Annotated in this window: 13 protein-coding genes; 7 read left to right on the top strand and 6 right to left on the bottom strand. The window is 66.3% G+C overall.

The window, feature by feature from the left end; translation table 11 throughout:
- Positions 1-229: 229 nt before the first annotated feature.
- From E2484_RS19350 to E2484_RS19340, 3 genes are all read left to right on the top strand, one after another.
- Positions 230-3,358 (top strand): MMPL family transporter, encoded by a 3,129-nt coding sequence (locus E2484_RS19350; protein ID WP_170977429.1) that lies wholly within the window; start codon positions 230-232, stop codon positions 3,356-3,358.
- Positions 3,358-4,128, top strand: coding sequence for a TrmB family transcriptional regulator (locus E2484_RS19345; protein ID WP_137286837.1), 771 nt, complete (start codon positions 3,358-3,360; stop codon positions 4,126-4,128). The genes E2484_RS19350 and E2484_RS19345 overlap by 1 nt, the downstream gene beginning before the upstream one ends.
- Positions 4,129-4,190: 62 nt before the next feature.
- Positions 4,191-5,207: a DUF7544 domain-containing protein gene (locus E2484_RS19340; RefSeq protein ID WP_137286836.1), complete on the top strand. Its 1,017-nt coding sequence runs from the start codon at positions 4,191-4,193 to the stop codon at positions 5,205-5,207.
- Positions 5,208-5,232: 25 nt separating this feature from the next.
- On the opposite strand, the gene E2484_RS19335 is transcribed toward E2484_RS19340, so the two are convergent.
- From E2484_RS19335 to E2484_RS19315, 5 genes are all read right to left on the bottom strand, one after another.
- Entirely contained in the window at positions 5,233-5,655 is a 423-nt protein-coding gene (locus tag E2484_RS19335; protein ID WP_137286835.1) for a DUF7552 domain-containing protein, read from the bottom strand.
- Positions 5,656-5,753: 98 nt separating this feature from the next.
- Positions 5,754-6,560 (bottom strand): DUF7260 family protein, encoded by an 807-nt coding sequence (locus E2484_RS19330; RefSeq protein ID WP_137286834.1) that lies wholly within the window; start codon positions 6,558-6,560, stop codon positions 5,754-5,756.
- Positions 6,557-7,003: a DUF7552 domain-containing protein gene (locus E2484_RS19325; RefSeq protein WP_137286833.1), complete on the bottom strand. Its 447-nt coding sequence runs from the start codon at positions 7,001-7,003 to the stop codon at positions 6,557-6,559. Before E2484_RS19325 ends, E2484_RS19330 begins: the two co-directional genes overlap by 4 nt.
- Positions 7,004-7,164: 161 nt before the next feature.
- On the bottom strand, positions 7,165-7,560 hold the full coding sequence (locus E2484_RS19320; RefSeq protein ID WP_137286832.1) for a thioredoxin family protein: 396 nt from the start codon (positions 7,558-7,560) through the stop codon (positions 7,165-7,167).
- 239 nt (positions 7,561-7,799) lie between these two features.
- Positions 7,800-10,124 carry a DEAD/DEAH box helicase gene (locus tag E2484_RS19315; RefSeq protein WP_137286831.1) on the bottom strand — a complete coding sequence of 775 codons (2,325 nt, stop codon included), beginning with the start codon at positions 10,122-10,124 and terminating at the stop codon, positions 7,800-7,802.
- Positions 10,125-10,475: 351 nt separating this feature from the next.
- Here E2484_RS19315 and E2484_RS19310 point away from each other — a divergent pair, with 351 nt between their 5' ends.
- Together E2484_RS19310 and dps are read left to right on the top strand one after the other, a co-directional pair.
- Positions 10,476-11,363: a DUF4352 domain-containing protein gene (locus E2484_RS19310; protein WP_137286830.1), complete on the top strand. Its 888-nt coding sequence runs from the start codon at positions 10,476-10,478 to the stop codon at positions 11,361-11,363.
- A 120-nt stretch (positions 11,364-11,483) separates the two neighbouring features.
- Positions 11,484-12,143 carry a DNA protection during starvation protein gene (dps, locus tag E2484_RS19305; RefSeq protein ID WP_137286829.1) on the top strand — a complete coding sequence of 220 codons (660 nt, stop codon included), beginning with the start codon at positions 11,484-11,486 and terminating at the stop codon, positions 12,141-12,143.
- Positions 12,144-12,256: 113 nt separating this feature from the next.
- Here dps and E2484_RS19300 read toward each other — a convergent pair whose 3' ends face one another.
- The gene (locus E2484_RS19300) at positions 12,257-13,606 is read right to left on the bottom strand and encodes an FAD-dependent oxidoreductase (RefSeq protein WP_137286976.1); all 1,350 of its coding nucleotides are present in this window, start codon (positions 13,604-13,606) and stop codon (positions 12,257-12,259) included.
- Between the two features lie 153 nt (positions 13,607-13,759).
- Between E2484_RS19300 and E2484_RS19295 the strand changes: the two genes are divergently transcribed.
- Together E2484_RS19295 and E2484_RS19290 are read left to right on the top strand one after the other, a co-directional pair.
- Complete coding sequence (locus tag E2484_RS19295; RefSeq protein ID WP_137286828.1) at positions 13,760-14,122, top strand: 2Fe-2S iron-sulfur cluster-binding protein; 363 nt, start codon at positions 13,760-13,762, stop codon at positions 14,120-14,122.
- Positions 14,123-14,235: 113 nt separating this feature from the next.
- Positions 14,236-14,664: a DCC1-like thiol-disulfide oxidoreductase family protein gene (locus E2484_RS19290; protein WP_137286827.1), complete on the top strand. Its 429-nt coding sequence runs from the start codon at positions 14,236-14,238 to the stop codon at positions 14,662-14,664.
- Positions 14,665-14,737: the final 73 nt, after the last annotated feature.

Genomic DNA, 14,737 nt, shown 5'->3' with positions numbered 1-14,737 from the left:
ATTTTCTGCCGAAAACTCGACCGTTCCGCGAGTCGGTTCTCCTCGTCGCACGCTCGGAGACTATCGCCCACCCGACGCCGCCCCGTCCGAAACCCGTCGTAGTCGGGCGATTATCATATCTAACGTAGACATGTTCGAATCCGTGGGGTTTATGCTCGTACTGTTAGTACCTTTCTAACAACAGCGTCGAACACATGTTCAGAGAACCAGTCACGCGGAGGGTCGCCCGGTGAACGCGAGCGATCTCTTCGAAGCCGTCACGGAACACAGTCGAATCGTCATCGCGGTGTTGCTCGTCCTGACCGTGTTGGTCGGGGCGGGCGCGCCGATGGTCGACCAGTCGTCGTCGCTGGACCAGTTCCAGAGCGACAGCACGGCCGCCGAGAAGTTGGACTACGTCGAAACCAACTTCGCCAGCGGCCAGCAGAACACCACGACGGTCCAACTCATCGTCAGGGGAGACAACGTCCTCTCGAAGAAGGCACTGACCCAGACCCTCCAACTCCAGCAGAACTTGCAGAACAACCGGACCGTAAACGAGACGCTGTCCGACGACACCCCGACCGCGGGCGTCGCCAACATCGTCGCTACCACCGCGCTCCGCCAGGAACAGGTGGCCGACCTTCGGAAGTCGGGGGCCGAACTCCAGCAACGCCGACAGTCGCTCGACGAGTCGCGCGCCGAACTCCAACAGCGCGGTCAGGAACTGAACGAGACGGCGGCGCAACTGAGCGACGCACTGAATCGAACTCGGGCGATTCAGGCAGAGTACGACCAACTGAACGCCTCCCACCAGCGGAGCGAGGTGAACGACTCGACCTATCGAGAACGGTCGGAGCGAATCGAAACGCGACTCCGACAGGTCCGGACCTCGGCGACTGCGAATCTAACCGCGAACCAGTCGGCGACGTTCGAGCAGGCGTTCCGCGAGACTCGGGGCCTGCAACTGCGACTCGACCGACTCAACGCCTCGTATCAGCAGGGCGAAATCAACCGGTCGACGTACCGCGAACGCGCCGCCGAGATTCGGTCGCAGTTCGAGCAGGTGTACCAGCTCGGCACTCGCGGCGTGTTGGCCGACGAGTATCGGGAACTCCAACAGCGCACGGCCGACCTGAAAGAGCGCGGGCAGCAACTCCGGGAAGACGCCGAGGAGTTACAGACCCAGCGCCAGCAGTTGCAGAACGCCTCCCGACCCAGCCTACAGGAGCAGATAGAGCAACTCCAGTCGATGAACCAGTCGGAGGTCGAATCGACCGTCGAGACGGTGCTGAGCGAGGACGGCGAGGGCCCGTCGGAACGGGCGTTCGCGTTCATGCCGACCTCCTACGACCCGGGGAGCACCGAGTCCAACGCGACGATGCTCGTGGTCTTCCAGAATCAGGGGGACCAGACCGTACAGGGCATGGCGTCGTCCGACCTCGTGGAGACCCAGACCGCCATCCAGCAGATCGCCGACCGGTCGATGGACCGCGAGGTACTGGTGTTCGGGTCGGGCATCATCAGCGAGGAGACCGACCAGTCGATGGCGGACAGTATCGCCATCGTCGGCCCGATGGCGCTGCTGTTCGTCGTCCTGACCTTGCTGGTCGCCTACCGCGACCTGCTCGACATCCTGCTCGGAGTGTTCGGCATCTTCGCGGTCCTCGTCTGGACGTTCGGCTTCATGGGGTGGGCGGGCGTCACCTTCAACCAGATATTCATCGCGGTGCCGGTCCTGCTCATCGGACTGTCCATCGACTACGCGATTCACGTCTTCATGCGCCACCGCGAGGAGCGCGAGGAACACGAGGGTGAGAGCGTCCGTGAAGGCATGTCGGTCGCACTGGCCAGCGTCGGGGTCGCTCTCGTCTGGGTGACTGCGACCACGGTCATCGGCTTCCTCTCGAATCTGGTCAGTCCCCTGCCGCCGATTCAGGACTTCGGCGTCGTGAGTTCTGTCGGTATCGTGGCCGCGCTAATCGTCTTCGGCGGCCTGATTCCGGCCCTCAAGGTCGAAATCGACGGCTTCCTCGAATCGAAGGGCTTCGACCGCAAGAAGCGAGCGTTCGGGACCGGCGGCGGCGCTCTCGGGTCGCTGCTCTCGGCCGGTTCGATTGCCGCGCGGAAAGCACCCGTCGTCGTGCTGGCGCTGACGCTGGTGCTGTCGGCCGGTGGCGCGTACGGCGCGACGCAGGTCGACACCAGTTTCGAGCAGACCGACTTCCTCGCAGAGGACCCGCCGGGGTGGATGAAGGACCTGCCCGAACCGTTCGCTCCCGGCGACTACTCGGCGAAGGCGAACCTCGAATACGTCAACCAGAACTTCCTGCGACAGGACTCGCAGGCCCAGATTCTAGTCGAGGGTGACGTAGCCACGCCGGAGACCCTCGACGAACTCCAGCGGGCCAACGACGCGGCCGCCGAGAAGGACGACGTGGTGGTCGTCCTCTCGAACGGCGAACCCCAGATCCGGAGTCCCATCTCCGTCATGGAACAGGTTGCCGCGCAGAACGAGTCGTTCAACGCGACGCTCGCCGCGGCCGACACCGACGGCGACGGCGTCCCCGACCGGAACGTAGAGCAGGTGTACGACGAACTGTTCGCGGTCGCTCCCCAGGAGGCCGAGGGCGTCATCGACCGTCAGGACGGCGAGTATCGCTCGGTCCGGATGGTCGTCTCGGTCAAGGGCGGCGCGTCCTCCTCGACCGTGACCGAGGAGATGCGCGACGTGGCCGCCGGAATCGACGGCGGCGGACTGATCGCCACCGCGACCGGCCAACCCATCGTCTTCGAGATCGTCCAGAATCAGCTTCTGGAGACGGTCATCCAGAGCCTGCTCATCACGCTCGGTGCGACCTTCGCGTTCCTGATGATTGCCTATCGGTTGGCGCACGGGAGCGCCACGCTCGGAGCCATCACCCTGCTCCCGGTGGCGTTCAGCGTCTCGTGGATTCTCGGGACGATGTTCCTGCTCGGGATGCCGTTCAACGTCCTGACGGGGATGATCACGTCCCTGACGGTCGGTCTCGGCGTGGCCTACAGCATCCACCTCAGCGAGCGCTACACCATGGAACTCGGGCGGCGCGACACCATCTGGGAGGCCATGAACGAGAGCGTCACCGGCACCGGCGGGGCGCTCCTCGGAAGCGCCGCGACCACGGTGGGCGGGTTCGGCGTCCTCGCGTTCGCCATACTTCCCGCGCTCCAGCAGTTCGGCATCATCACCGGCCTGACCATCATCTACGCGTTCCTCGCCAGCGTCCTCGTCCTGCCGAGTCTGCTGGTGCTGTGGACGCGCTACCTCGGGCCGGGCGAGACCAGCGCCGCGGAACCGAGCGCCGCAGTCGCGAACGGTGGCGAGGTGAGGGAGGACTGATGGACGAAGACGACGCTATCGAGGCCCTCGAACATCTGGGGCTATCGAACTACGAGGCGAAGGTGTTCACCGCACTCCAGAAGTTGGGCACCGGCACCGCCCGCGACGTGCATCGCGCGACCGACGTACCCCGGTCGCAGGTCTACGGTGCGGCCGAGTCGCTACAGGACCGCGGTCTCGTGGAGGTCCAGCAGTCCAAGCCCATCCAGTACCGACCGGTCAGCCTCGAAGCCGCCCAGTCGCACCTCCGCGGCGAGTTCGAGCGCACCCAGGAGCGAGCCTTCGACTACCTCGAAGCGGCACGCCAACAGGGCGGCGACGGCGACGAGCAGCGCGAGGACATCTGGACGGTCCACGGCCGGACCAGCATCGACGGCCGAGTCGAGCAACTGCTGGAGGAGGCCGAGCGTCGGGTGGTATTCGCCGTGGGTCGGGACGCCCGGGGACTGACCGACGACCTCGCGGACCTCCTGCGCGAGCGGGCCGACTCGGGCATCGAGGTGGTCGTCATCGGCGACGCCGCACTCGGCGAACTCTTCGCGGACAGCGGCGTCGAAGTCGCTGTACTCCCGGTGGACCATCCCCACGGCGACGACCCGGTGGGACGGGTCGTCGTGGTCGACGGCGAGACGATTCTGCTGAGCGTCCGCGACGAGCGCGACGACCCCGAACTCGACGACGAGACCGCCATCTGGTCGTCTCGGACTGGCATCGCGGCGGTCCTCATCCAACTCGTCGACGGCGGACTGGGCGACGCCGTGTCGGTCTGAGTCGGTAACGACGTTTTTTCGAGACCCAGACAGTTTTCTCGGTCGGTCTCGTAGTCCGACCCATGCCGTGGTACGCCGTGGAGGCGCTCGACGACGCGTTCGAGACCACCAAGTCCCTACTGACTCCTCTCGACGCCCGCCAGTGGCTCAAACTCACGCTCGTCGTCTTCTTCCTCGGAAACGTCGGAGGCGGCGGTTCGTCGGGGACGGCCGGAAGTTCGTCCGGTACGCCCGCGGGCGGTCCACCCGGCCCGACAGGTGTCGAGATGGACTTCCCGTTCACGTTCGGCGAGGTCCTGCCGGTCGTCGTCGCCGTCGTCGCCGTCGCACTGGTCGTCGGTCTGCTGTACGGTCTCGTCGGGTCGGTGATGGAGTTCGTCTTCGTGGAGTCGCTCCGACGCCAGCGCGTCCGGATTCGCCCGTACGTCGACCAGCACTTCGGACAGGCCCTCGGTCTGTTCGCGTTCCGGGTCGCGCTCGGCCTGCTGGTCGTCGTTCCCGTACTCGGTCTGGTAGCGTCGGTCGTCTCGTTTGCGAGCGGGGAACTACAGTTCTCGGCCGGCCTGTTCGTGGTGTTCGTACCCCTACTCGTCCTCCTCGGAATCGCCGTCGCTCTCGTGGACGGCTTCACCACCAACTTCGTCGTGCCGGTGATGATACTCGGGAACGTCGGCGTACTCGACGGCTGGCGTCGATTTTGGCCCACGCTGACCGGCCAGTGGAAGCAGTACGGCGTCTACGTCCTCGTCCGAGTCGGTCTCGCGCTCGGAGTCGGCCTGCTGGCGTCCGTGGTCGGCGGCGTCTTCAGTGCGGTACTCCTGGCCCCGCTCGCGGTGATCGGCGTGCTGGCAGTGCCCGCGCTCGGCGGTCTCGGTGCAATCGTCTCGAACCCAATCGCAATCGCCGTCGCAGTCGCCTTCCTGCTCGGCTACCTCGTACTCCTGACGGCGGGACTCGCGGTGGTCTTCGTACCGATTCAGACGTATCTCCGATATCACGCTCTGCTCGTCCTCGGGGACACGGAGTCGGAGTTCGATCTGATACCCGAACTCCGCCGGGACGTGCGCAGAACCGCGTAGTCCGGGAGGGGAAGCGTGCCCCGTCTCAGAGCTTCGACCGGAGTTGCCGGGAGACGTTCCAGTCGTCTAATAGTTCGCCGTCCTGCCGGACGTGGACGACCGGCGCGTCGTCCATCCGAAGCCACTCGCCGTCGCCGTCGCCCGAGAGGGTAATCGACCGCGACGAGCGCCCGAGACTCTCGGACGCCCCGTCGAGCGCGAGCGGGTCGGCGGTCTCCTCGGCCGCGACGATGGGAATCGATTCGAGGTGCGGGTCGACGTCGCGCAGGAGGTTGCGGTACTCGCGGACGAGTTCGACGGCCCGTTCGGCGTCGCCGGACGAGGAGAACGACGCTCCCCTGACCGGCACCGGGCGCTTGCCCGAGCGCGGGCAGACGACGGCGAAGTCGCCCTCGGGGTCGGTCAACTCGTCGATTCGTCGGTGGAGGACTTCGAGACGGTCGGGCATGGCGGTCGGATTCGAGAGGGCAGACCAACCGTTAAGAGGTTTCGGAATCCGCATCGGCCGCGACGTTGACAAAATCGCTCGGCGACACGTCGCCCCCCTCAGACTCGCGCGCAGAGGTGACGACGGACCGCGCGCTGGCCGTCGGCGAGCAGGTCGTCCACCTGCGCGAGGTCGGCCAGCGCCGGATGGTCGTCCGCGAAGTCGGCGTAGAGGTGGTCTAACAGTTCGCGCTCCCTGATTCCGGTGAGTCCGTCGCGCCGAGTGCCCCGGACTGTCGCCTGTCGCTCGCGGGCGAGGCGGTCGCAGGTCTCTCGGAACGCCGTCAGTCGGTCGTGGCGCTCCCGCAGTTCCTCGAAGCCGAGTTGGAGGAGCGGAGTCTCGTCGGCCTCCGCGAGCCAGTCGGTGATTCCGTCGAGTTCGTCGGCGACCGCTCGGAGGCGGTCGCGCTCGGTCCCGATGGCGTCCGCGAGGAGTTCGCACTCGTCGCGACGGCTCTCGGCGCGCGAGACCAACTGGGCCGCGAGACCGGGCGCGAACGCGCCCGCCGCGGGCGAGAGCGCGGCGGCGAGGTCGGGAGAGAGTTCGTCGGCCATCGCCTCGGTCGGCGAGTCGGTCTCGGCGTACGGAAGCACCGTCTCGCAGAACGCCTCGCGGACGGCCGCCGCTCCGCCGGCGGTCCCGGTCGAGGACGCTCCGACGGCGAGCGCGTTTCCGGGGGATCGGCCGGTGGGCGACTGCGCGGACGCGCCGACCTGCTGGCCCGTGCCGACCTTCCCGCCCACGTCGGACGACACGTCGTGGACGCGCTCGGCGAACGTCTCGAAGGCCGCGACCTTCCCTTCGATGCGCTCGCGCTCGGACTCGGCGCGCTCACTGGCGGCGTGGGTTCGGAGTTCGACGGTCACAGTTTCGAGTCCAGTTGACGCTCGATGGCGTCGTCGGGGAGCGGTTCGCCGTCCCGCCGGACGTGGACGAGCGGCGCGTTGTCCATCCGAAGCCACTCGCGCTCTCCCTCGCCCGAGACCATCACCGACCGCGAGGTACGGGGCAAGCCGTTCTCGCGCTGGCCCGCGGCGCGCTCGCGGGTCGAGACCATCGTGAGCGGGCCGCCGGACTTCTCGTAGACTGCGAGGCGGTGTTCCGGGAGGTCGGGGTCCGACTCGCGGAGGGTCGCGCGATACTCGCGGGCGAGGGCGGTGGCCTCGTTCGCGGCCTCCTCTGTCGGGAACCGCCGACCGGTCAGCGGCGCGGGACACTCGTCGGTCTCGGCGCACGCGACGTAGAATTCGCCGTCGTCGCTGGCTAAATCGCCAATCTGCTTCCGGATGCTGTCGAGGGAATCGACCATGGTTTAGGCTGGCCTAATCTAAGTTAGGTCGACCTAAAATGGCTTTCGGATAGATAGGACGAACTCGTCTGGACGCACTTTAGCAACTTAATTGTTGCTCAGGAATTGGTTTATACACCTAATAACGGTAAAAATATATTCGAGAGCAAACTTGACCACCTTCAGAACCGCGTGTACTCCCCGACCAGTTCCACCAACTCGGACTTCTCGACCTGCCCCCGCACGCGCTCCTCGCACTCGCCGTCGGCGTAGAGGTCGAACGTCGGCGTGGCTTCGACGGCTTGCTTCAGAGCCAGCTTCTGGTGATGTACGACGTTCACTTTCGCCACCGCCGCGAACGTCTCGCGCGCGACCGACTCCACGACGGGATGGAGTCGCTGGCCCGCGCCGCGGTCGGCGTAGTAGTGGACCAGGACGACGTCGTGGGCCGCCACGGTCTGTTCGAAGTTCTTCGAGCCGTCGACGTAGACCGGCGAGGATGGCGCCCCGAGGCCCTGCTCTCGCATGAGCGCGCGCTTCTTGCGCTCTCGTACCGATTCGAGGTCCTCGTCGTCCATGCTGGGAGGAGGTTGAGAGGCTGGTGACTTAATTTTACGGCTACGCTCGGAAAGCCCCGCCCTATCGCGGTTGCAACACTCGCACCCTCGCGCGACTGGACCCTTTCAGTACACCGGCGGACGACCCGCGTCCGCCGGGCCGGCACTCGCTTCGCTCGCGCAGACCGCCAAGCTGTCGGTTGGTTCGCCGTCTCGCTACTGGTGGGCGGTTCCGCCGTCTCGCTTTCGGGGACCGCCGCTCACTCGGCCTCGGTGAGTTCTTCGAGCAAGAACCCCGCCTGCGCCTTGTCCAGCGGGTCGTTGGCGTTCCCGCAGTGTGGCGACTGGACGCAGGCCGGGCACCCGCCCGCCGACTCACACTCGCACGCCGCGATCATCTCGGCGGTGTTCTCCATCAGGTTCTCGACGGTCCCGTAGCCCTCCCGGACCAGGCCGACGCCGCCGGGATAGCTGTCGTAGATGAAGATGGTACTTTTGCCGGTGTGCGGGTGCATCGGCGTCGAGAGGCCGCCGATGTCGCCGCGGTCGCACAGCAGTTCGAGTGGGAACAGCGAAATCATGCCGTGTTCGGCGGCGTGGATGCCGCCGTTGAAGTCGCCCGCCTCGCGCATCGCCGACTCCACGTCACGAGGCACCGTGAAGTAGAGCGCCTTCGTCCGGAGCGAGACCTCCGGCAAGTCCAGCGACTCGCGGGCCAGCGTCTCACCGGACCGGTCGCGGCGCTCGAAGCCGGTGATTTGCTTGCGCATCGTCACGTCGGCGAACCGGACCGGCACGTCCTCGCGGGTCGAGAGGTGTTTCTCGCGCTGGTCCTCCTCGACCGTAATCTCCTTCTCGTGGAGGACCTTGGTGTAGTAGTCGGCCCACGTCGGCGAGAGTTCCGCGACCTGCCGCGAGAGGTCGAGGTCCACGACCTCGTAGGACTGCCCCTGATGGTGGTAGATAGCCCCCGGATGGGCGTCGTTCAGCGCGTCCTCGAAGGGGAGGCTGGCGATGGTGTCCCCGTTGCGCCGGTCCATCAACTCCACCTCTCGGTCGTCGATGGAACGGAGATTCATCTCGTGCTGTGGGCTCCCCTCGCCGTCGTACGTCCAGCGCACGCCCTCCGACGTGTTCCGGCGCTCCAGCAGTCCCTCGGCTTCGAGGTCGGCCACGAGGTCGGGGAACTCCTCGCCGAAGTAGTCGCTGTCCTCGGGTGCGAGCCACGTCTCGCGGGCCGCAGACAGTACGTGGTCGGGCAGAAGTTGGTCGTTCGCGGGGTTGACGACCGCGCGCTCGGGGTCGCCAGCGAAGAAGTCCTCGGGATTCGCCACGAGGTACTGGTCCAACTGGTCCTCGCCCGCCACGAGCGCGACGAGGCTCGGGTCGTCCCCGCGGCCCGCACGCCCGGCCTGCTGGAAGGCGGCCATCCGCGTGCCGGGGTAGCCGTCGAGCAGGACCGCGTCGAGTCCGCCGATGTCGACCCCGAGTTCGAGCGCGTTGGTACTCCAGACGCCACGGACCTCGCCGTCGTTCAGGCCCTCCTCGATTTCCTTCCGGCGGTCGTTCTTGAGCGCCGCCTGATACGCCGTCACGTCCGGCGCGAGGTCGCCCCGTCCGCGCTCGCGCAACTCCTGCGCGCTCTCCATCGCCCACTGCTCGGCGGCCTGTCGAGCGCGAGTGAACGTCAGCGTCTGGTGGCCCTTCGACACGAGGTCGGCGAAGAGGCGCTTGGTCTCGGCGTGGTTCGACTTCCGCCTGCCCGCGGTGCCGGCCTGCGGGTTCTCGTACTCCGGCGGGTTCCAGAGGAGCCAGTGAGTCGGTCCGGTGTCGCTCACGTCCTCGTCTATCAGCCGATAGCTCGATTCCGGCGTTCCGGTCACGCTCGCGGCGTGCTCGACCGGGTTGCCGATGGTCGCCGAACAGCAGACGAACTGCGGCGACGAGTCGAATCGCTCGCAGACCCGCTGGAGTCGTCGCAGAACCAGCGCGACGTGGCTTCCGAACACGCCTCGGTACTCGTGAACCTCGTCCAGCACGACCGTCTCCAGTCCTTTGAAGAACCAGTCCCAGAGCCGGTGGGCGTGGGGCAAGAGCGCGTAGTGGAGCATGTCGGGGTTCGAGAGGACGACGGTCGGCTGTCGGTCCCTGACCGCGCGCTTCTCGCCCTTGTCGAGTCGGCCGGTGTATTGTTCGACCGAGACCCGACTCCCGAATCCGAGGTCCCGCGCGAGGTCCGAGAGGGTCTCCTCTTGGTCGTTGATGAGCGCGTTTTGCGGGGCGACGTAGAGAGTGCGCCCGCCGTGGTCCATCGCGCGCTCGAACGCCGGCACCGTGTACGCGAGACTCTTCCCGCTGGCGGTCGGAGTGGCGAGGACGACGTTCTCGCCATCGCGGACTGCCTCGATAGCCTCGGCCTGATGGCGGTAGAGGTCCTCGATGTCCCGCTCCGCGAGCGCGCTCTCCAGTCGGGGTTCGAGGTCTACCTCGGAGAAGTCACCGTCCCGGCCGGGCAGCGTCCGGTGAGCTTCGACCTGCGCCTCGTAGTACGGTCGTCCCCGGAGCCAGTCGATTGTCTCGTCCACGAGTCGGCGATAGGGTCGGGATACCTAACCGCTTTCGCCGCGGACCGAAAGTGAACGACGCCGAGGCTCTCCTTCGAAGGACGGCGTTCGACCGCGAGTGAGACCGACCAGTCGGTCGGTAGCGACCACTGGCGAGAGTGGCGAACAGACGGCACGGGCGCGACGCGAGGAGGAGTGCCGTGCTATCGCTGGCCTCCTCGCGGCAGGTCTCAGGTCACGAGAAGGGTTGGTCCCGTCTTTGTACTTGTACCCTCGGGCGACTGACGCACGACCGGGGCCTCCTGGCATGCGTGCCCGACCGGCCTTTGATGTCACAAAACTTATTCCATCTATAGTTGAATGTTGGTTAAAATGATAAGAAGTCGGGGTCGACGCGCCCTCCTCCAAAGCGGTGTAGTCGCAATCGCGGGTCTCGCAGGTTGCGTCGGCGGCCTCCGCGACGGAGACGACGAACCGAACGAGACCGAGACGACTCGTCGGCGTCCCAGCGAGACGACCACCGTGGACAGGAATCGGTCGTCGACGGGGACTCCGCCCGGAGAACCGTCTGCGGTCGAGTTCGTCCCCGTCGGCGTCCAGTCGTCGTTCTTCTATCTCACGACGCCGGACTCGATGGACGTCGAAGCGGTAGAGGGAACCCAGTTCGTGTTCGTGGAGGTCTACCCGCAGACCGACTCGCCGCCGCCGAGCGACTTCTCGCTGGTCGCCGACGGCCGCCACTTCTGGGGGACGCTCGCGCCGGGCGAGGTGGGCGGTCCCAACCGTCTCTCCGAGTTGGGGCCGGGCTATCGCGCCGACGAAACCGGGTCCGGGTGGGTCGCCTTCGAGGTGCCGAACCCCCTCGACGCCGAGGAAGTCGAACTGGCGTATCGCGGTCGGAGTCAGCGAGTGGACGAGACGATTCTCGCGGACCTCCGGGCACCGCCCGCCGATTTCGAGGTCGTCTCGTTCGACGCGCCCGAGCAGGTCGTCCACGACGAGTCGTTCGAGGTGTCGCTCACGGTCGAGAACGTCGGCGAAAGCGACGGCGTCTTCCGGGCGAGTCTGAACCAGGCCGGAGCGATGTACAGTCCCAACCGTGCGGAGATACGAGTCCCCGCGGGCGAGCGACGCGAGCGGGCGTGGACCTTCGGCGAGTACCTCCCGTCGGGAACCGGACGGGCCCGATTCCACCTCCGGTCGGCCGACACGGACCGCGAGGCAGTCATCGAGGTAGTAGAGGGAGCGACTGAACCCTGATAGCGGCATCTCCACGGCGATTCCCGATACGAAATTTTCCAATCACACGAACGTGTGTTTTTAATCTGGGAAGAATAGTTAAGGGTTTGAGAGTCGTCCCCGCCGTTGGGGGAGACCACTATGGCAGACGACGAACGACGACACGGTTCAGGAAGCGTCGAACCGGGGACGACCGACACTCGCGTGGGGATGGAGGCGCTCCGCGAGCGCGGCCTCGACCCGGAGGAACTCCGCGAACGACTCATCGACGCCATCGGAGCGGAGTTCTCGACGTACTACTACTACACCAACCTCCGGATGCACCTCGCTGGCCACGAGGATTACAAGGAGATCACAGAGGACGCCCGCCTCGAAGACCGGGCGCACTTCGAGTTGGTCGCGCCGCGCGTCTACGAACTCGGCGGCCACTTGCCCTACGACATCGGCGACTTCATGGGCCGGGCGTCGTGTCCGCACGCCGAGATGCCGGTGCCCTACGAGGGCGAGGAACCGGACCTCTCGAACCTCGACGCCGAGGGCGTGCTGGAGGTCCTGCTCGAAGCCGAGCGGTGCGCCATCCGGACGTGGAGCGAAATCTGCGACATGACGCAGGGCAAGGACCCGCGGACATACGACATGGCGAGTCGCATCCTACAGGAGGAGATAGAACACGAGGCGTGGTTCATCGAACTCCTCAGCATGGAGCGCGACGGGGAAATCAACCCGGCGGGCCACTTCGTCCGCGGCGAACCCGGCGACGCGCCCTACTCGACCAACAGGCGCATCAACGACTCGGCGTAGCGACCGAGATGCGTCGCGCGACGAATCAGCGACGGAGTGGGCCTGAAACGGACCACTCGACTGCGTTCGGTTTTGCCGGCGGCTAACTCGACTGCTCTCGGTCTCGCTGGCGGTCAATTGGGCGGCCCGAATACTCGCCACAGGACGCCCGGGCGAAACAGCGAGGTCGGCGGTCGTTCCATCGAGAGCACCCGGACGAAGGCATCGGCTAACTCGCCGTCCGTGTGGGCTCTCCGGGTCAATCGGGAGAGATACCGGGCGGCCAGGTCGGTACCCCGCGGTTTCGGGCCGGTCGTCTGTGGGAACCCGAAGTCACTGCCGACGGCCAGCATCCACGCGACGTCCACGACGTCCTCGGCCCGGTCGAAGAAGCGGAGCGCGAGATTCCCACGGCGGCCCGTAGCGAGGGTTCGATGGAGGACCAGCGCCTCGAGCGCGGCCACCGATATTCCCTGTGCGTAGACCGGATTGAAGCTAGCGACCGCGTCACCGACGACGACCAACCCATCCGGAAATCGGTCGAGGCTCTCGTATCGATGGCGTCTGTTCGACGGAAACGGGTAGTGTTCGACGGTCTCGGAACGGTTGGGACGATCGTCGAGGAGTCGCTTCAGCGTGGGCGTCGGAAGGCTCGCGGCGTACTCCGTGAACTCCTCGAACCCCGTCGGCGGGTCGGTCCCGTGGACGCCTTGCAAGTTCACCACCCAGCGGTCCCCTTCGACGGGCGCGGCCATGCCACCGCGGGTCCGCGGCGAGGACGGCGGCACGAGATACGTCCGGCGGTCGCTGGCGGGTCGCTCGACGTAGGTGGTGCTGTAGGACAGGTCGATGTGGACTTCGTCGACCGGCGGCGGCGCGTAGCCGTGGTCCGAAAGCCACGTCGGCGTCCGACTCGTCCGGCCGGTGGCGTCCACGACCAGGTCGGCCGGAATCTCCGTCCGTTCGCCGTTTTCTTGGACTGCGACACCGTCCACGGACCTGCGCGCGCCGTCGAAGCGGTAGTCAGCGACCTGGCAGTCCGGTCGTATCCGGACGCCGTCGAGGCCGGCGACGTGCTGGCGGACTATCTGCTCGAACAGCGGCCGACTCGCGGAGTACGTCTCCATCCGGAACGGGCCGTGAGCGAGGAAGTCCCCCTCGTCGTAGAAGTTCACGTCGCTGGCGAAATCGACGACCACCCCTCCGGCCGAGACGAGGTCTTCGCCGTACCCCGGAAACAGGTCCTCCAGCGTGGCGCGTCCCGCTTCGAGGAGCGCGTGGGGATGACGGCCCTGCGGGACGCCGCGCCGAGGGGTCGCCTCGTCGGCGAGCGAGTCCCGGTCGAGGACCGTGACGTCTTCGAACCCGTCGGCCAGAACGCGGGCCGCGAGCAGACCCGCCATGCCCGCTCCGACGACCACTGCTCGGCCCTTCCGCTCGGAAATCCGGTCGCTGTCGTACCGCGGAACTGTTGTTAAGGTCACGATGGCCATTTCCCCCTTCGAGAACCTCGCCGATGAGTGTGTTAATACTTCCCACAATTTGCCGTTCGGAGACAGATAGTAAGACGGTATCACAGCACGTCACTCTGCACGGAGGCCGACACGTTCATCCTCGCGTACCCGCTAACCGGACTTGTGAGTAGCCACACCGTCGCTATCGAAGTACCGGACGACTGCGACGTCGAGGAGGCAGGAGAGACCGTCGAAATCGAGGTCCCCGAGACGGAGTACGTCCTCTCGGCCGCCCGGAGCGAAGGCATCTGGCTCCCGGCCGACTGCCAGCAAGGGTGGTGTACCACCTGCGCAGCGGAACTGCTGGAGGGCGAGGTGGACCAGTCGGACGCCCGCCGGTACTACGAGTCCGACGAGGAGGCCGGCATGATTCTGCCCTGCACCGCCAAGCCCCGGTCCGACCTCCGGATTCGGGCCTGCCAGCACGACGAGATGCTGGACCATCGTGCGGAACACGACAACCCGCCGGGTCAGTCGAAGCGGTGAGAAAACTCTCTCGTTTCTACAAACACATCTACCTCTCTTCGAGACGTATTTTCGTATCTTCTCGGCTCACCACCCCACCGCAGTTTTACCGTTAGCGACCCTACCGACGCCCCATGAGCGACTACCACGGCGTACTCGTCTACGACGGGGAGTGTCCCTTCTGCTCGGCGGCCGCCTCTGCGCTCCGGCGAGTCGAGGGCGTCGGCGCAATCGCGTGGGAGGACGACCCGGCCCAATCATTCCTCGAAGCCCAGTTCGGCGAGACGCCCTTCGCGCTGGTCTTCGCCGACGGACGGGAAGAGCGGGTGTACGTCGGCCGCGAGGCGGCCCGTGAACTCTGTGAGCGCGCCGGGATGCCCGTGCTGATTCAGGACGTGGTTGGCGACAACTACGAGTCGCTGGCCGACGCGATTCGGACCGTAACGGGGGTAGAGGGCGACCCGGACCCCTACCACGGCGAGTACCCGATGGCCGAAGCGGCGAAGGAGACGTTCGATACTCTCGCGGCGAACGCGTGGCACACCGCGAAAGTGAGTCGGTAGTACGGGTTCTGTCGCGGTCAGTCAGTTGCTCGTGTTCTCCCGATCGTACCGCAACCGCACAGCACCACGCAGC

Source organism: Halorussus salinisoli (genome assembly GCA_005239435.1).
In the GTDB taxonomy this organism is placed as follows: Archaea; Halobacteriota; Halobacteria; order Halobacteriales; family Haladaptataceae; genus Halorussus; species Halorussus salinisoli.
The sequence above is the reverse complement of the archived record's forward strand: the minus strand, read 5'-3'. Positions and strand labels throughout refer to the sequence as shown.